The organism is Neorhizobium sp. LjRoot104 (assembly GCF_964253725.1).
GTDB lineage: Bacteria > Pseudomonadota > Alphaproteobacteria > Rhizobiales > Rhizobiaceae > Neorhizobium.
Map to the genome: position 1 here is coordinate 1,983,647 of NZ_CAXURS020000001.1, position 16,211 is coordinate 1,999,857.

Below are 16,211 nucleotides of genomic sequence, written 5' to 3' on the forward strand. Positions count from 1 at the left end.
GCCCTCCGTTCTGATTGAGGCGCCAGCATTACGACGGTGCCGCGTGGGCGTCAATTGCCGCGTCAGTTGCGCACGAGCAGGTCTCAAACGAAACAGAAGCGCAGGCCGTATTCGGCACTTTCGCCGGGCTTGATCCACCCCATTTCTCCCGTCCCGGCAAGTTCCTGACGGCTTGCGAGGCGATGGGAGACCGGCTCGATCCCAAGCACATGCGCCGGCGCCTTCTGGTTACGCCAGACCTGCAGATGCGGGAGCGTGTCGGTCCTGAATTTCACCTTCAGCGTCAGCCCACCGATCGCGGCGATCGGACCGAGCGCAATTTCGGCCCACTGCTCGCCCTCGACGGCCGCCGGGACGCAGAATATGCCGCCTGTCTCGCCCCCGAACGTCCAGGGCAAACCGCCGCCTTCGAGCATCTTGCCGGCAAGCCGGACCCGATCGTCGAACAGCCATGCGCCGATATTCATGTGGTACATATGCACCCGCGCGAACGGCTTCGAACCGGTATTGGTGACCTTGTCCGACAGGCTGACCTCGCCCGTCGCGCCGTCGATCCGCCAATGGCGTTCCAGCAGAGCCGGCTCGCCGGTCGCAAGGGTCAGCGGCACGCGGGCACGGCACTCCGCATCCGGCCCTTGCGCATCCCAGAACAGGATTTCGGCGGGGTGGGAGGAGAAGGATCCGTGCAGCGGATATTTCCGGCCGTCGGCGGCGCCTTCGATCGCCTCGGGGTGACGAATATGGTCAGGCCCGCAGGTGAAGAGAAAGCCTTCCAGCGAGTGATCGATTCGCGGATCACCGTCGTCCGGAATGGCCCGACCCGGAGCAAGGTCGACATCGCCGACAAAGCAGCCTCCGATGTCGAGAACGGAACTCTCGTCGAGGAAGATCCTCGGTCCGTTGGCGGCGGAAAAAGCCTTCATAATCATCCCCTTCACGGTTTCGTCAGAACTTCTAACCGATCGTGAGGCGAATTTAACGGTGTGTTCATGACGAATTCACTTTTTCCACACTACGGTCAAATTTAACTTGTCTGTGGCGACAGGCGAACGGGCGGGAACCAATGTCCGATTTCCCGATTACGTTTAGGTAGGAAACAAGGAAGTCGGTGGCATCGTGAAGCGGCTATTTTTTGCATGCGCAAGCCTGGTGATCTTGACCGCGGCACAAGGAATTCCCTCAGCCGAGGCGCAGAACCGCTATGGTCGCTATCCTTCGGAAACGATGCTCGTCGCTCCCGACGGTTCGATTCTCGACTATGAACCGGATCGCCGTGACGTCATTATCAGCCGCGACGGCATGGGTCGCCGCGTTCTGATCGACCATTTCGGCAATATCGTCGCAACCGAGATCCGCCAGGAAAGCTATCGCCCCAACCGGAGGCAGGAATATCCGCCGGTGCCGGGTGGTTACCGCTCCCTGCGCGACACAGGCGGTTACCAGCAGGGTGCAGGCGGTTATCGCGACTACCGCGAATACCGGCCGGGCGAACCCGGGGCGATCACCGGTGGCATCCCCGGTCAAGGCTCGGTCAGCCGCATGCCGCTCGACGATCAGCCCCTCCCGGACGCCGATTTGGGCTATCCGCAGGAAGCTTCGATCGAACCGGACCGGCGACCGGCGGAAACGCTTTCGCCGCAGAAGCCGATCATCACCGTCACCAGGAAACCGCAGGCGGAGATCGCGGCCCTTCAGGTCTTTCTCGATCGCGAGGGCATCTCGCCCGGCGTCATCGACGGTCACCTCGGCGACAACGTCAACAAGGCAATTGCCGCCTGGCAGGAAATGACCGGCGAGACGCTCGATCCGAACAATTCCGAAGACATCATGCAGCGGCTGACCTATTCGGGCGGCCTGCCGATCGTCGATTATACGATCACGCCGGCGGATGCGGCCGGTCCCTATGTCGCGTCGATCCCGGAAGACTATGCCCACAAGTCGCAACTGCCGGCCATGTCCTACACATCCGTGACGGAAAAGCTCGCCGAGCAGTTCCACATGGACGAGAACTATCTGAAGGCGCTCAATCCCGGCGTCGATTTCACCATTCCCGGCTCGACCATCAAGGTCATCAATCCCGGCCAGCCCAAGGCCGGTCAGGTCACCCGCATCGTCGCGGACAAGGCAAGGAAACAGGTTTTCGCTTACGGCGCTGACGGGCGCCTGATCGCCGCCTATCCGGCAACCATCGGCTCGACCGACACGCCCTCTCCGACAGGCACCCATACGGTCGAACGCATCGCGCTCGATCCCGGCTACACCTACAACCCGAAGATCAATTTCAAGCAGGGCAACAACGACCAGATCCTGCAGATCCCGCCAGGGCCGAACGGCCCGGTCGGTACGGTGTGGATTGCCCTCTCGAAGCCCACATACGGCATCCACGGCACGCCGGAACCCTCCAAGATCGGCAAGACCAACAGCCACGGCTGCGTGCGCCTGACCAACTGGGATGCGAGGGAACTCGCCAAGATGGTCAAGCCCGGCACGACGGTGGAATTCACCGAGTAAGCTTCTGGAACAACATGTCAGCCGTCGGCACCTGCTGCCGACCGCTTTGCCGCGCGCAGCGTTCCGGCCCATCAGGCAGAGCAGGACCTGATCGCAACTGCGACCGCAGCCATCCGGGCGACCAGCGCATATGCAAAGGCGGCCGGCTCTTTCGAACCGACCGCCTCTGAAGGGAAGTCTTGGGATCGCCCTGATGGCGATCAGGCAGCGTAGCGGCCCAATCCGAAGAGGCGCGACGCTACAGACCGGGTGACCTTGACGGGCATCAGGCGCATGACTTCCTGTGCGTAGGACCTGGCGTTTTCTTTCGCCTTGTCGATATTGCTGACCTTGGCGGGATCCAGCGTGTGGAGCGTCCCGCCGATCTCGAACAGTTCCTTGAAGGCGATCCGCTCACCGATCGGCGTATCGAGGACATGCACGCCGCGGGCGGCCAGCAGGCCCTTGATGGTCAGGAGCGCCTTGGTGGTGACCATCGAGGTGACACGCGTCAGCACCACCGAATGCGGGATCACCAGGCTGGCCCTCTCCTTCATATAGGCGAGAAGGTCGAGGATCTGCGCCGCACCCTTGGCGTCCATGGCCGAACCCTGGACCGGGATCATCACATGGTCGGAAAGCCCGATCGCGGTGGTGACCAGCGCATCACGGGCGCCGGCGAGGTCGATGATGAAATAATCGGTGCGCGAGGCCATTTCCCGGAGATGACACTGGAGCGATGCGAGGGTTACTTCCGATACCACCTCGATGTTGCGCACGGTGCCTGAGGTTTCGAACCACTGGCTGATCCAGCGCTGTGGATCGGCATCGATGACGGTGACGCGAAAACCCTGATGGGCAAGTTCGGTGGCGAGCAGGAGCGCAGCGGTCGTTTTTCCGGCTCCACCCTTGGCGTTGGCAAAGGAAATTACAGGCATTTTCGGTCCTCGAACAAGTCTTGAGCCACATCGCTCACGAGGACACCGGGAAGCATGGTGTCATAGGCACATCCTTTCCAAACATGGTTAACGAATTGCAAATTTGGCCACCATTAATATCACTCAGGAGATTTAGCTTTTGGCTCTAAAACGCGGAAAAGCCCGGAGGTTTCGGCCTCCGGGCCTTCGTTGAAGCGGATCCTGCGAGGATTCGGAAGTCTTAAAAGCAGTCGAGGAAAAGCGCCTTGGTGTTTTCCATCGTCATGGCGACGGGGTTGCCGCCGCAGCTCGGGTCTTCCATCGCCATGGCCGTCAGCTCATCGATTCGGTCCGGCCTGATTCCCATGGCCGTCAGATTGTCCGGCACGCCGAGTTCCGAGCGCAGCGACAGGACATAATCGTAGAACCCCTCGAACCCGCCGGCGATGCCGAGATAGGCGGCGGCGCGGGCTATCTTCTCCTCTATCGCCGGACGGTTGAAGCGCAGCACCGGCGGCATGACGACCGCATTGGTCATGCCGTGATGGGTGTTGTAGACCGCCCCGATCGGATGCGACAGCGAATGGATGGCGCCGAGGCCCTTCTGGAAGGCGACCGCGCCCATGGCGGCGGCCGACATCATGTTGGTGCGCGCTTCCAGATCCGCTCCGTCCTTGTAGGCGCGAGGCAGGAACTCCTTGACGAGCCGCATGCCTTCGAGCGCGATACCGCCGGACATCGGGTGGTAGAAGGGCGACGAATAGGCTTCCAGGCAATGCGCAAAGGCATCCATGCCCGTGCCGACGGTGATCGCCTTCGGCATGCCCATCGTCAGTTCCGGATCGCAGATGACGACCCCCGGCAGCAGTTTCGGGTGGAAGATGATCTTCTTCACATGGGTGACCGAATTGGTGAGCACCCCTGCCCGGCCGACTTCCGAACCGGTGCCGGCGGTGGTCGGCACCGCGACGATCGGCGCGATCCTCGAAGCGTCGGCGCGGGTCCACCAGTCGCCGATATCCTCGAAATCCCAGACCGGCCGAGTCTGGCCGGCCATGAAGGCGATCAGCTTGCCGAGATCGAGGCCCGAACCGCCGCCGAAGGCGACGACACCGTCATGGCCGCCGTCCTTGTAAGCCCTGACGCCGGCTTCGAGATTGTTCTCGTTCGGATTGGGGTCGACATCCGCAAAGATCGCCCGGCCGAGGCCCGCCTCTTCGAGTACATCCAGCGCATGACCGGTGATCGCCATCGAGGCCAGTCCCCGGTCGGTGACCAGAAGCGGCTTTTTCAGGCCGAGCGTCCTGCAGGCGTCCGCCAGTTCCTTGATCCGTCCGCGGCCCAGCTTGACGGCGGTCGGATAGCTCCAGTTCGCGACGATATTCATTTCGTGACCTTCTTCAGGTGGTAGGATTTCGGGCGGGTCAGGTTGTGGAAGCCGAGGACGGAGAGCGAGCCGCCGCGCCCGGTTTCCTTGACGCCGGTCCAGACCAGCGCCGGATCGAGATAGTCGGCGCGGTTCATGAACACCGTGCCGGTTTCGAGCTGGCTGCCGATCCGGTTGGCACGATCGACATCCGGCGTCCAGAGCGATGCCGTCAACCCGTACCGGCTGTCGTTCATATAGCCGATCGCCTCGTCGTCGGTCTTCACCTTCATGATGCCGACGGCCGGGCCAAAAGTCTCTTCTCGCATGATTTCCATGGAGTGATCGACGTCAACCAATACCTGCGGCGCAAGATAGGCGCCGCCGTCATCGGCCGGGAAAAGCTTCGGATCGACCAGAGCCCTGGCGCCGCTCGCCACCGCGTCGGCGATCTGCTGGCGCACCACCTTGGCGAAGCGCTTGTTGGCCATCGGCCCGAGCGTGGTTTCCTTGTCGAGCGGATTGCCGAGCTTGTAGTTCGACACCCAGGCGACCGACTTCTCGACGAATGCATCGTAGAGCGATTCGTGCACGTAGATACGCTCGATGCCGCAGCAGCACTGGCCGGAATTGTAGGTCGCGCCATCCATCAGCGTGTCCACGGCGGCGTCGAGATCGGCGTCGTCCATCACATAACCCGGATCCTTGCCGCCGAGTTCGAGACCGAGCCCGGTAAAGGTTCCCGCGGCGGCGCGTTCGATCGACCGTCCGCCTTCGACCGAACCCGTGAAGTTGATGAAGTTGAACAGTCCCTCGGAAATCAGCTTCGCCGACGTCGCATGATCGAGAAAGACATTCTGGAAGACATCCTCCGGAACACCCGCCTCGACGAAGGCGCGCACCATCCGCTCGCCGACCAGCAGCGTCTGCGAGGCATGCTTGATGACGACCGCGTTGCCGGCCATCAGAGCCGGAGCAATCGTGTTGATCGCCGTCATATAGGGATAGTTCCAGGGGGCGATGACGAACACGACACCATGCGGTTCACGTTCGATGCGCCGCTCGAAAGAAGCACTGTCCTCGACCCGCAGCGGCGCCAGCGCATCGGCCGCGATCGAGGCCACGTAGTTGGAGCGCTCGTTGAAACCCTTGAACTCGCCGCCATAACGCACCGGCCGGCCCATCATCCAGGCAAGCTCCGGCACCACCTCGTCGACCATCTCGTTAAGACGTGCAACGCCCTTGAGCACCAGCTGGACGCGCTCGTCGAGCGGCCGCTTCGCCCAGGCCTTCTGCGCCTGCCGAGCCCGGCCTACTGCCTCCACCGCCGCCTCCGGCGACATGACCGGACGCTCAGCATAGACCAAACCGTCGACCGGCGAGATACATTGGATCATTGTCATTCAATCATACTCCAGAAATTCAACAGGCCTGAAGGTTTAACAGGCAAGAGTGCGAACATAGCCGATATCGCCATAGGCAAGGATCGCGCGATCCCGCGTGATGATGGTCAGGTCGTTTTCACGGGCGGTGGCAATCAGAATGCGGTCCGTGGGGTCGTTGTGGATGGGTTGCGGGAGGAAGGAGGCCTCGATCAAAGCCGATTGGGATATATCCACGATATTAGCGCCAATCATCTCGCGCGCGTCGTTAAACCAGGCTACTGCATTTTTAGTTGTCGGCAATCTACCCTTGCTTACCAACATTCCGATCTCCCATGCAGACATCGAGGAAATAACCAAAGCCCCACTCCGAGCGCGATTTTCGCTGAGAACCGTATTGGCATCTCGACCCAGCGGAGCACCGTTCGCAAGCCAGATGACGGCGCAGGTGTCCAATAGATATCGATCAGTCATCCTCGTAGACTTTACCCCAATCGGGATCGGCAGGCGCTGTAAGGTCAAGATCCGGAGGGATGATCATCGTACCTTTCATGCAGCCGTAGGCGGGATGCAATTCTATCAGGGTGCCGTCCTCCTTTTCCATCCAGCGTTTGCCATCCTCGTAGATGATATCGGCTTCCGTAAACATATTCACATGACGTTCTGGCGGCAGCAACTCACGCTCATAGGCCGCCTGTTTGCTTTCCGAAAAGCCTCTCGCCTCGCCGCGTCGATGAGCTGCAATCTCGTCGAGATCGATGCCAAGAAAGGCTGAGATCTGGTCCTGCTCGTCCGCGCTCATCTTCCGCTCGCCGCTCAGCATACGCGAGACTGCGCTGGGGTCGAGTTCCATGAAACGCGCCATGTCCCGCAACGAACTGCCTTTTTCGGCCAGCTTTTCATGAAACCAGGCGCTGTCGATCGTTCCCATGGCCACCTCCGCATTACCTTCCTCGCAACCATATCATGATGCGATGAAGGCAACAATCGCGCAACGCCGTTGTGATAATCTCAAGCCCTCTCAAATCCCCGTGCCACTTCCCAATCCGTCACGCGGCGGTCGTATTCCTCCTGCTCCCATTGGCCGGCGCGGACATAATGGTCGATGACGTCGTTGCCGAAGGCGGAACGCAGCAGTTCCGAGCCGTTCAATAGATCGACCGCGTCGCGCAGCGTCTTCGGGATCTCGCGAATGCCCTTGCCGCCATAGGCATCCCCCACGAAAGCCGGCTCCAGCGCCATCTTTTTTTCGATCCCGTCGATGCCGGCGGCAATCAGTGCCGCCATGGCGAGATAGGGGTTGAGGTCGGAACCGCCGACGCGGCATTCGATGCGGATGCCCTTGGTTTCCTCGCCGCAGAGGCGATAACCGGCCGTGCGGTTGTCCTTCGACCAGACGGCCTTGGTCGGCGCGAACGTGCCGGCCATGAAACGCTTGTAGGAGTTGATATAGGGTGCCAGGAAATAGGTGATCTCGCCCGCGTGGGCGAGCAGCCCGGCGATATAGTGTTTCATCAGTTCCGACATGCCGTGCTCGCCGTCCTTGTCGAAGAACAGCGGGGTCTTGCCGTCGGCGCTCCACAGCGACTGGTGGATATGCGACGAGCTGCCGGCGGCCGCATAGTTCCACTTCGCGAGGAAGGTGATCGCCTTGCCCTTGCCCCAGGCGATTTCCTTGGCCGCATTCTTGATGATCACGTGCCGGTCGGCCATGGTCAGCGCATCCGCATAACGGACGTTGATTTCCTCCTGGCCGGCAGAAGCCTCGCCCTTGGAATTCTCGACCGGAATGCCGGCGCCCTGCAGCCCGGTGCGGATCGCCCGCATCACCTCCTCTTCCTTGGTGGTCTGGAAGATGTGGTAGTCCTCGTTGTAACCGCTCGCGAGCTTGAGGTTGCGGTAGCCGCTTTCGCGGGCCTGGTCGTAGGTCTGGTCGAACAGGAAGAATTCGAGTTCGGTCGCCATAAAGGCGGACATGCCCATCGCTTCCAGCCGCTTCACCTGAGCCTTCAGGATGGCGCGCGGCGAATGCGGCACTTCGGCATGGGTGTGATGGTCGAGCACGTCGCAAAGCACCAGCGCCGTGCCTTCGAGCCAGGGCAGCTTCCGCAATGTCGCAAGGTCCGGCTTCATCGTGTAGTCGCCGTAGCCCTGTTCCCAGCTGGTCGCCTTGTAGCCGGAAATGGTCTCCATCTCGATATCGGTTGCCAGCAGGTAGTTGCAGCTATGGGTTTCCTGATAGGCGCTCTCGACGAAATATTCCGCCTGGAACCGCTTGCCCATCAGGCGGCCCTGCATGTCCACCTGGGCTGCGATGATCGTATCGATGCGGCCATCGGCGACATCGCGTTTCAGATCGTCGAAAGAATAAATCGGGGTCATGCCTCACATCCGTTTCAAAAGGGTGGACCGCCACAACCTTTCGAGTGTCGTGGCGGTGGGATCATTGGGGCGTCAAGCCCGGTCGCGCTTACGTTTCTCCGACAGCCGCTTCCGCAGCAGCGATCTCGGCCTGCCGCTTGGCGATGGCGTCACCGATCGGCGGCCCCATGAAGCGCCGGTTCTCGAAGGCGAACCAGACGATCCCGGTCAGCACCAGGAAGCCGACGGTGATTTCCAGCGCCCAGTCGTTCGGCGGCTGGATACCGATGAAGAAGATGACGATCATCAAGATGATCGCGAGGACAGCGACCAGCCTGTAGACCGGAATACCCATGTTCCAGGGTCCCATGTTCGGCCATTTCGCCGTGCCGATCGTGAACAGGCCGAGCGCGATCGGCAGGACGAAGGATAGGAACAGGAAGATGACCGTGCAGGACACGACGATCGAATAGGCCGGCGTGCCGGCAATGGTGATCGCCGAGGTGAACCAGACGAACAGGACGGCGAGGATGGAGCCGGTCCAGATCGCCGCGACGGGCGTACGGTATTTTGGGCTGACCTTGGCGAGTACGGACGACGCAGGCAGGCCCTTGTCGCGCGCGAAGGCAAAGATCATCCGCGATAACGACGTGACGGTAGCCAGGCCGCAAAGCAGCTGCGAAATGAAGATCAGGAAATACAGGATGCCCTTCACGGCCGGGTTCATCTGCGCGTCCATCGCCCAGAAGAACACGTTCCAGCCCTGCTTGGCCGCATCGTCCATGTTGGGGATCATCAGTACGAAGGCGCACAGCATGATGTAGCCGAACACGGCAGACCACACGACGGCCGAGACCATGCCGCGCGGCACCGATTCCGCCGCCTTGACGGTTTCCTCGGATGTATGGGCCGAAGCGTCATAACCGGTGATCGTATAGATCGGCAGGAGCAGGCCGAGAAGGAATGCCATCGTGCCGGAAACGCTGGTCGGCCAGACGAGTGCCGCCCCCTCCGTGCCTGTATAGTTGGCGAAGGTGAAGAGCCGTGCGAAATCGAAGCCGGGGGCCGCGATAAGGCATGCGATCGTCAGCAGGATCGCGGTCGCGAAGATCAGATAGCCGGAAAAGTCGGTGAGCTTAGCCGTCAGGCCGATGCCGAAATGATTGATGCCGGCCTGCAGCCCGGTGATGATGGCAACGAAGACGACCCGGTGCGTCAGCGTATCCTCGATGCCGAAAGCCGGCCCGAAGGCGCCGAAGAAGAAATAGAACGTCCCGACATTGATGGCGCCGAGCACGGTGACGAGACCGAGCAGGTTGAGCCAGGCGGAAAGCCAGCCGGTGAAGCGGTTGCCGAGGATCGATCCCCAGTGATAGAGGCCGCCCGCCGTCGGATAGGCCGAGCCGATCTGCGCCAGCCCGAGTGCGAAGATGCCGGAGATCAGGCAGCCGAGCGGCCAGCCGATGCCGATCGCCGCGCCGCCGGCGCCGGCAGTCGCCTGGCCCAGCGAGTTGATGCCACCGGAGAGAATGCAGATGATGGAAAACGAAATTGCAAAATTGGAAAACGAGCTCATGCGGCGCTCGAGTTCCTGCGCATAACCCATGGAATGCAGGATATGAATGTCCTGCTTTTTGTCGCCTTCGGTATACTCGGACATGACTTCCCCCTGTTGGCAGAAAGACCGCGCCATCGCGGCCATCCGGTTTGTCCTTCCCGCGGCAATCGACCGCGGGCATGCGAGCTGCTGCTCCCCGGGTCTTATCCTTGGATGTCTGCGAGGCTTTCCCGCAGCAATCCTGTCAAAAAATCGGCCACGACCCCCTGGCCGGTTTCGTCTGTTATGAGATCGTTCCTGATTTCGATCATGACGTTGAGAAGCCCAGCCGGCAGGGCGTGGACTTCCAGCGTATGGGTTACGCCGTCCGCCGGCCCGTAGGGCTCGTTGCGCTCGACGCGGTAGAGATGCGTATCGGATGCTGCCTGCATCATCCGGTCGGCGAGCCGGCTGTCGGTATCGTGAAGCACGCCGATCTCGACCGGGCGTTGCCTGCCGAAATAGACCGGCGTGAAGCTGTGAATGGTGACCAGTACGGTCTTCTGCCCCCTGGCCCGGCGCGCCGCGATCTCCTCGCGGATGCGGCCGTGAAACGGCAGGTAGAGTGCCGTGGTCCGGCGCGATTTCTCCGCCTCCGACAGGTTCTCATTGCCGGGGATCCGGAAGATCTCGGACACGTCGCGGATGGCGGCGGGCGATTCCGGCGGCCGGTTGCAGTCGTAGATGAGGCGCGAAAAGCGCTGGTGGATCAGCGTCGCGCCGAGGCTCTTCGACATCAGCCGGGAGACTGCGAGCGCCCCCGGATCCCAGGCGATATGCGAGGTGAGCGCCTCCGTGGAAAGCCCAAGATCGCCATAACGTTCCGGCAGGCGCAGCGACGCATGTTCGCAGACGAGAAGCACCTCTCCCCGACCGCCGGGATTGTCCACGGCGACGGGCTCGCCATCCGCCTCCGTAAAGAATTCCGACTGCACCAGCATCAACGCGTTCCGGAAAAAATCGTTTAAATTGGATTAAGAAGAGAATTCTTCACTTTCCGGCCGCCGTCAACGTGATTCTGAAAATTTCTCTTCACCCGCTCCATTGACACCTGTCACAAAAGTACTTTTAACTCGTGTCACAAACCGGCGAAGACCGGAGGGAACAGCTTTAGTGCCACTAACTGCGCGCACCGTATCCGATGTCATTCGTGTTCGTTACGACAGCCTGACGCGCGCGGAAAAACAGTTGGCGGACAGCCTATTGGAGAACTATCCGGTGTCGGGACTCGGCAGCATCACTGTGATCGCGGAGAATGCCGGCGTTTCCACGCCGACGGTTGCGCGCATGGTGCAGAAGCTCGGCTACAAGGGGTATCCGGAATTCCAGTCGCATCTGCACCACGAGCTGGAGGCAACCATCTCCAACCCGATCGCCAAGCATGACCGCTGGGCGTCCAATGCGCCGGGAACGCATATCCTCAACCGTTTCGCCGACGCGATCACCGCCAATCTGCGCGACACGCTTTCGGCTCTCGACACCACGACCTTTGAAGGTGCGGCCGCACTTCTGCGTGATCGCGACCGCAGCATCTACTTCGTCGGTGGCCGCATCACCGGGGCGCTGGCGGAATACTTCTTCACGCATATGCAGGTCATCCGCCCCAGGACGACCCTGATCTCCACCAATTCCAGTTCCTGGCCGCAGCATGTTCTCAACATGAGCGCCGGCGACGTCCTGGTGATCTTCGACATCCGCCGCTACGAGCAGGAGATGGCGACGCTGGCAGAGGCCGCACGGGCCAACGGCGTCGTCATCATCTTGTTGACCGACGTCTGGGCCTCGCCCGTTGCCAAGCATGCGCAGCATACATTCAAGGTGCGGATCGAAGCGCCGTCGGCCTGGGACAGCTCCGTCATTACTCTCTTCGTCGTCGAGGCGCTGATCGAGGCGGTCCAGAGCGCGACCTGGGAGGAGACCCGCGAACGCATGAACTCTCTGGAAGGTCTTTTCGAGCGGACGATGCTGTTCCGCCGGCCGGGCCGCCAGAGTCGTCCCGACTGACCGTCGGGGCCCTGAATATGCCGGCAATCCGGGGATTTTATGAGCAAATGCTCATCCTCCGGGCTGTCACATACGATACATGAACTGGCTCTACGAGTCGCGCCGAACCGATCCGGACTACACGACCTGAACCCTTAGGAGGATACCTTGCTCAACAAGACCCAACGTCTTCTTTCCCTGACGACCGCCATCGTCATCGCCTCCACCGCCATCGCCGCCGCCGAGCCGAGCGCCGAGCTGATCGCTGCCGCCAAGAAGGAAGGCACGCTGACAACGATCGCCCTGCCCCATAGCTGGTGCGGCTACGGCGACGTCATCGCCGGCTTCAAGGCGAAATACGGCCTCGAAGTCAACGAGTTGAACCCGGATGCCGGTTCGGGCGACGAAATCGAAGCGATCAAGGCCAATAAGGGCAACAAGGGCCCGCAGGCTCCCGACGTCATCGACGTCGGCCTGTCGTTCGGCCCGTCCGCCAAGGCCGAAGGCCTGATCCAGCCCTACAAGGTCTCCACCTGGGATTCGATCCCGGCCGACGCCAAGGATGCAGACGGCTACTGGTACGGCGACTACTACGGCGTTCTGGCCTTTCTCGTGAACAAGGACCTCGTCAAGACGTCTCCGAAGGACTGGCCCGACCTCCTGAAGTCCGATTATGCCAATGCCGTCGCTCTCGCCGGCGACCCGCGCAGCGCCAACCAGGCCGTCCAGGGCGTTTACGCTGCCGGACTCTCCGGCGCCAAGGGCGACTCCGCCAAGGCCGGCGACGAAGGCCTGAAGTTCTTCGCCGAACTCAACAAGAAGGGTAACTTCGTTCCGGTGACCGGCAAGGCCGCGCCGTTCGCGCAAGGGACCACGCCGATCATCATCGCCTGGGACTATAACGCGCTCTCCTGGGGCGAAAGCCTGAAGGGCAACCCGCCCTTCGAGGTCGTCGTCCCGGCAAGCGGCGTCGTCGCGGGCGTCTACGTCCAGGCGATCTCCGCCTTCGCTCCGCATCCGAACGCTGCGAAGCTGTGGATGGAATACCTCTATTCCGACGAAGGTCAGCTCGGCTGGCTGAAGGGATATTGCCACCCGATCCGCTTCAACGATCTTGCCAAGAACAACAAGATTCCGAAGAACCTGCTCGACGCCCTGCCCCCGGCAGCAGCCTATGAGAAGGCCGTATTCCCGACGCTCGCCCAACAGGCCGCCGCCAAGGAAACCATTACCAAGAAATGGGATAGCGTAGTCGGCGCCAACGTCGCAAAGTAACAGGAACAAGACTGAGCTCCCGCGCCATCAGGCGCGGGAGTTTTCCCGTTTTCACCTGGATGGCCAGCATTCATGACCACCGCTTCCACGTCATTCATCGATCGCCGGACAGTCATCGACTGGCTCGGCATCGTGCCGTTCATGGTATTTGCGCTCGCCTTCCTGATTGTTCCGACGCTCTATCTGATCGTCGGCGCCTTCTTCAATCCGGCCGGCGAGTTCACGTTTCAGAACATTGTCGACCTTTTTTCGCCTTCCATCCTGGGCGCCTACTGGATCAGCATCCGGATATCCGTCGCCTCGGCACTGGGTGGCGCGTTGATCGGCTTTTTCCTCGCCTGGGCGGTCGTGCTCGGTGGCGTGCCGTCCTGGATCCGCTCCAGCCTGCTGACGTTTTCCGGCGTTGCCTCGAATTTCGCCGGCGTGCCGCTCGCCTTCGCTTTCCTCGCGACGCTTGGCCGTACCGGTCTGGTTACGGTCTTCATGCGGGACTGGTTCGGCTTCAATCTCTATTCGACGGGCTTCAACCTTCTCTCCTTCTTCGGCCTGACCATCACCTACATGTTCTTCCAGATCCCGCTGATGGTGCTGATCCTCACCCCGGCGCTGGACGGATTGAAGAAGGAATGGCGCGAGGCATCCGAGATTCTCGGGGCATCCAGCTGGCAATATTGGCGCATGGTGGTGCTGCCGATCCTCTGGCCGAGCCTGATGGGCGCGACGCTCCTTCTCTTCGCCAACGCGTTTGGCGCAATCGCCACCGCCTTTGCGCTGACCGGTGCCTCGCTCAACATCGTGCCGATCCTGCTCTACGCCCAGATCCGTGGCGACGTGCTGCATAATCCCAACCTCGGCTATGCGCTCGCTCTCGGCATGATCGTCATCACCGGCATTTCCAACATCCTCTACATCTGGCTGCGCACCCGCGCCGAACGGTGGCAGAAATGAAGGCGCACAAGATCTTCGCCTGGATCGCGATCGCCATCGGCGCCATCTATTTCTTCATCCCGCTGATCGGCACGTTCGAGTTCTCGCTGCGCATGCGGCGCGGCGCCTATTCCTTCGACGCCTACCAGTCGGTCTTCACCGACGCGCAGTTCCGGGCGACCTTCGGCTTCTCGATGCTGATGGCGCTGGTGACCATCGTCGTCGGCATGCTGCTGATCGTGCCGACGGCCTATTGGGTGCGGCTGCGGCTGCCGCAGATGCGGCCGGTCGTCGAGTTCATCACCCTCCTGCCCCTCGTCATCCCGGCGATCGTCATCGTGTTCGGTTACCTGCGCCTCTACAATTCCTCGTCGTGGATCCCGTTCACGGGCTCGACGCAGGGCACGAACATCCTGCTGACCTTTTCCTACGTGACCCTGGCGCTTCCCTACATGTACCGCTCGGTCGATACCGCGATGCGGACCATCGATGTGCGGACGCTGACCGAGGCCGCGGAAATCCTCGGCGCCAAATGGCCGACGATCATGTTCCGCTGCATCTTCCCGAACGTCATGTCGGGCGTGCTCTCGGGCGCCTTCATCACGTTTGCGATCGTCATGGGCGAATTCACCATGGCGGCGCTTCTCAACCGTCCGGCCTTCGGCCCCTACCTCCAGCTCGTCGGCGCCAACAAGGCCTACGAGCCTTCGGCGCTGGCCGTCATCGCGTTTGCGATCACCTGGCTGTCGATGGGTCTGATCCAGCTCGTTTCCCGCTTCAGCAAATTGACGCCTTCCAGGCCTTAAGGAATTTTGATGTCGTTCCTCGTTCTCGAAAGTATCAAGAAGAGTTTCGGCCCGACTCAGGTGGTCAAGGACTTCAATATGTCCATCGAGAAGGGCGAGTTCGTCTCCTTTCTCGGACCGTCGGGCTGCGGCAAGACGACCGTGCTGCGCATGATCGCCGGCTTCGAAAGCCCGAGCGACGGCGCCATCTCGATCAACGGCCGGAACCAGAACACGCTGAAGACCAACCAGCGCAATATCGGCATGGTCTTCCAGGCCTATGCGCTGTTTCCCAACATGAACGTCTTCGACAACGTCGCCTTCGGGTTGAAGGTCGCCGGCAAGTCCAAGACGGAGATCGAAACGCGCGTCAAGGAAATGCTGAAGCTGATCAGCCTCGACCATCTGGCCGACCGCTACCCCTACCAGATGTCCGGCGGCCAGCAGCAGCGCGTGGCGTTGGCGCGCGCGCTTGCGCCGAAGCCGCAGGTCCTGCTGCTCGACGAACCGCTGTCGGCGCTCGATGCCAAGATCCGTGTTTCATTGCGCGAAGAGATCCGTGAAATCCAGCGCCAGCTCGGCATCACCACCGTCTTCGTGACGCATGACCAGGAAGAGGCCCTGTCGATCTCCGACCGCGTCGTCGTCATGAATGCCGGCCGCGCCGACCAGATCGGCACGCCGTCGGAAATCTACAACCGTCCGACCACCCGCTTCGTCGCGTCCTTCGTCGGTACGCTCAACATCATCGAGGCGACCGTCATTGATCCGTCAGCCAACACGGTCAAGGTCGGCGAGAACACCATCCGGCTGCGTGAATCGATCGGAGCCTTAAAGGGCGGTGACAAGCTGTCGATCGCACTGCGTCCGGAAGCGGGTTCGCTGCTGGAAAACGCCAAGGGCGACACCTCGCTGACCGGCCAGGTGATCTCCTCGCATTTCCTCGGCTCGGTCATCCGCACCAAGCTCGATGTCGGCGGAAGCCAGATTTGCTTCGACATGTTCAACTCGCCGGATGCGGTCCTGCCGCAGCCGGGCGAAACCCTGACGCTGCGCTTCAACGCCCACGATTTCCTGATCATCCGGGATTGATTTTGGCTGGGAAGCCTGACGCGCTTCCGCCGTCAT

15 protein-coding genes are annotated in these 16,211 nt (G+C 61.4%); 6 read left to right on the plus strand and 9 right to left on the minus strand.

Annotation, left to right across the window (positions count from 1 at the left end; genetic code table 11):
* Positions 1-83 precede the first annotated feature (83 nt).
* Positions 84-923 carry a DUF4432 family protein gene (locus ACSQ8R_RS10030; RefSeq protein WP_436253204.1) on the minus strand — a complete coding sequence of 280 codons (840 nt, stop codon included), beginning with the start codon at positions 921-923 and terminating at the stop codon, positions 84-86.
* 193 nt (positions 924-1,116) lie between these two features.
* On the opposite strand from ACSQ8R_RS10030, the gene ACSQ8R_RS10035 reads away from it, so the two are divergent.
* Entirely contained in the window at positions 1,117-2,511 is a 1,395-nt protein-coding gene (locus tag ACSQ8R_RS10035) for a L,D-transpeptidase (RefSeq protein ID WP_436253205.1), read from the plus strand.
* 200 nt (positions 2,512-2,711) lie between these two features.
* Here the strand turns inward: ACSQ8R_RS10035 and ACSQ8R_RS10040 are convergent, their stop codons facing one another.
* The 8 genes from ACSQ8R_RS10040 to ACSQ8R_RS10075 form a co-directional block, all read right to left on the minus strand.
* Positions 2,712-3,428 (minus strand): AAA family ATPase, encoded by a 717-nt coding sequence (locus ACSQ8R_RS10040; RefSeq protein WP_436253206.1) that lies wholly within the window; start codon positions 3,426-3,428, stop codon positions 2,712-2,714.
* A gap of 220 nt (positions 3,429-3,648) precedes the next feature.
* The gene (locus ACSQ8R_RS10045) at positions 3,649-4,794 is read right to left on the minus strand and encodes an iron-containing alcohol dehydrogenase (protein ID WP_436253207.1); all 1,146 of its coding nucleotides are present in this window, start codon (positions 4,792-4,794) and stop codon (positions 3,649-3,651) included.
* Positions 4,791-6,176: an aldehyde dehydrogenase family protein gene (locus ACSQ8R_RS10050; protein WP_436253208.1), complete on the minus strand. Its 1,386-nt coding sequence runs from the start codon at positions 6,174-6,176 to the stop codon at positions 4,791-4,793. Before ACSQ8R_RS10050 ends, ACSQ8R_RS10045 begins: the two co-directional genes overlap by 4 nt.
* 36 nt (positions 6,177-6,212) lie before the next feature.
* Positions 6,213-6,629: a type II toxin-antitoxin system VapC family toxin gene (locus tag ACSQ8R_RS10055; protein WP_436253209.1), complete on the minus strand. Its 417-nt coding sequence runs from the start codon at positions 6,627-6,629 to the stop codon at positions 6,213-6,215.
* On the minus strand, positions 6,622-7,086 hold the full coding sequence (locus ACSQ8R_RS10060; protein WP_436253210.1) for a helix-turn-helix domain-containing protein: 465 nt from the start codon (positions 7,084-7,086) through the stop codon (positions 6,622-6,624). Before ACSQ8R_RS10060 ends, ACSQ8R_RS10055 begins: the two co-directional genes overlap by 8 nt.
* Before the next feature lie 80 nt (positions 7,087-7,166).
* The gene (locus tag ACSQ8R_RS10065; RefSeq protein WP_436253211.1) at positions 7,167-8,537 is read right to left on the minus strand and encodes a glutamine synthetase family protein; all 1,371 of its coding nucleotides are present in this window, start codon (positions 8,535-8,537) and stop codon (positions 7,167-7,169) included.
* 88 nt (positions 8,538-8,625) lie between these two features.
* Positions 8,626-10,176, minus strand: coding sequence for an amino acid permease (locus ACSQ8R_RS10070; protein ID WP_436253212.1), 1,551 nt, complete (start codon positions 10,174-10,176; stop codon positions 8,626-8,628).
* Between the two features lie 101 nt (positions 10,177-10,277).
* Positions 10,278-11,054, minus strand: coding sequence for an N-formylglutamate amidohydrolase (locus ACSQ8R_RS10075; protein ID WP_436253213.1), 777 nt, complete (start codon positions 11,052-11,054; stop codon positions 10,278-10,280).
* Positions 11,055-11,226: 172 nt separating this feature from the next.
* On the opposite strand from ACSQ8R_RS10075, the gene ACSQ8R_RS10080 reads away from it, so the two are divergent.
* The 5 genes from ACSQ8R_RS10080 (at position 11,227) to ACSQ8R_RS10100 (ending at position 16,175) form a co-directional block, all read left to right on the plus strand.
* On the plus strand, positions 11,227-12,117 hold the full coding sequence (locus ACSQ8R_RS10080; protein ID WP_436253214.1) for a MurR/RpiR family transcriptional regulator: 891 nt from the start codon (positions 11,227-11,229) through the stop codon (positions 12,115-12,117).
* Between the two features lie 147 nt (positions 12,118-12,264).
* Positions 12,265-13,371, plus strand: a complete 1,107-nt coding sequence (locus tag ACSQ8R_RS10085) for an ABC transporter substrate-binding protein (protein WP_436253215.1) — start codon at positions 12,265-12,267, stop codon at positions 13,369-13,371.
* 72 nt (positions 13,372-13,443) lie between these two features.
* Positions 13,444-14,319 carry an ABC transporter permease gene (locus tag ACSQ8R_RS10090; RefSeq protein WP_436253216.1) on the plus strand — a complete coding sequence of 292 codons (876 nt, stop codon included), beginning with the start codon at positions 13,444-13,446 and terminating at the stop codon, positions 14,317-14,319.
* A complete protein-coding gene (locus ACSQ8R_RS10095; RefSeq protein ID WP_436253217.1) occupies positions 14,316-15,104 on the plus strand; it encodes an ABC transporter permease in 789 nt (262 codons plus the stop codon). Before ACSQ8R_RS10090 ends, ACSQ8R_RS10095 begins: the two co-directional genes overlap by 4 nt.
* A 9-nt stretch (positions 15,105-15,113) precedes the next feature.
* Complete coding sequence (locus tag ACSQ8R_RS10100) at positions 15,114-16,175, plus strand: ABC transporter ATP-binding protein (RefSeq protein ID WP_436253218.1); 1,062 nt, start codon at positions 15,114-15,116, stop codon at positions 16,173-16,175.
* Positions 16,176-16,211: the final 36 nt, after the last annotated feature.

Excerpts from the sequence above, each read along its gene's own strand:
- ACSQ8R_RS10060 (WP_436253210.1), bottom strand. The coding sequence starts at position 7,086 with ATGGGAACGATCGACAGCGCCTGGTTTCATGAAAAGCTGGCCGAAAAA.
- ACSQ8R_RS10030 (WP_436253204.1), bottom strand. The coding sequence starts at position 923 with ATGAAGGCTTTTTCCGCCGCCAACGGACCGAGGATCTTCCTCGACGAG.
- ACSQ8R_RS10095 (WP_436253217.1), top strand. The coding sequence starts at position 14,316 with ATGAAGGCGCACAAGATCTTCGCCTGGATCGCGATCGCCATCGGCGCC.
- ACSQ8R_RS10065 (WP_436253211.1), bottom strand. The coding sequence starts at position 8,537 with ATGACCCCGATTTATTCTTTCGACGATCTGAAACGCGATGTCGCCGAT.
- ACSQ8R_RS10100 (WP_436253218.1), top strand. The coding sequence starts at position 15,114 with ATGTCGTTCCTCGTTCTCGAAAGTATCAAGAAGAGTTTCGGCCCGACT.
- ACSQ8R_RS10040 (WP_436253206.1), bottom strand. The coding sequence starts at position 3,428 with ATGCCTGTAATTTCCTTTGCCAACGCCAAGGGTGGAGCCGGAAAAACG.
- ACSQ8R_RS10055 (WP_436253209.1), bottom strand. The coding sequence starts at position 6,629 with ATGACTGATCGATATCTATTGGACACCTGCGCCGTCATCTGGCTTGCG.
- ACSQ8R_RS10070 (WP_436253212.1), bottom strand. The coding sequence starts at position 10,176 with ATGTCCGAGTATACCGAAGGCGACAAAAAGCAGGACATTCATATCCTG.
- ACSQ8R_RS10090 (WP_436253216.1), top strand. The coding sequence starts at position 13,444 with ATGACCACCGCTTCCACGTCATTCATCGATCGCCGGACAGTCATCGAC.
- ACSQ8R_RS10050 (WP_436253208.1), bottom strand. The coding sequence starts at position 6,176 with ATGACAATGATCCAATGTATCTCGCCGGTCGACGGTTTGGTCTATGCT.
- ACSQ8R_RS10075 (WP_436253213.1), bottom strand. The coding sequence starts at position 11,054 with ATGCTGGTGCAGTCGGAATTCTTTACGGAGGCGGATGGCGAGCCCGTC.
- ACSQ8R_RS10045 (WP_436253207.1), bottom strand. The coding sequence starts at position 4,794 with ATGAATATCGTCGCGAACTGGAGCTATCCGACCGCCGTCAAGCTGGGC.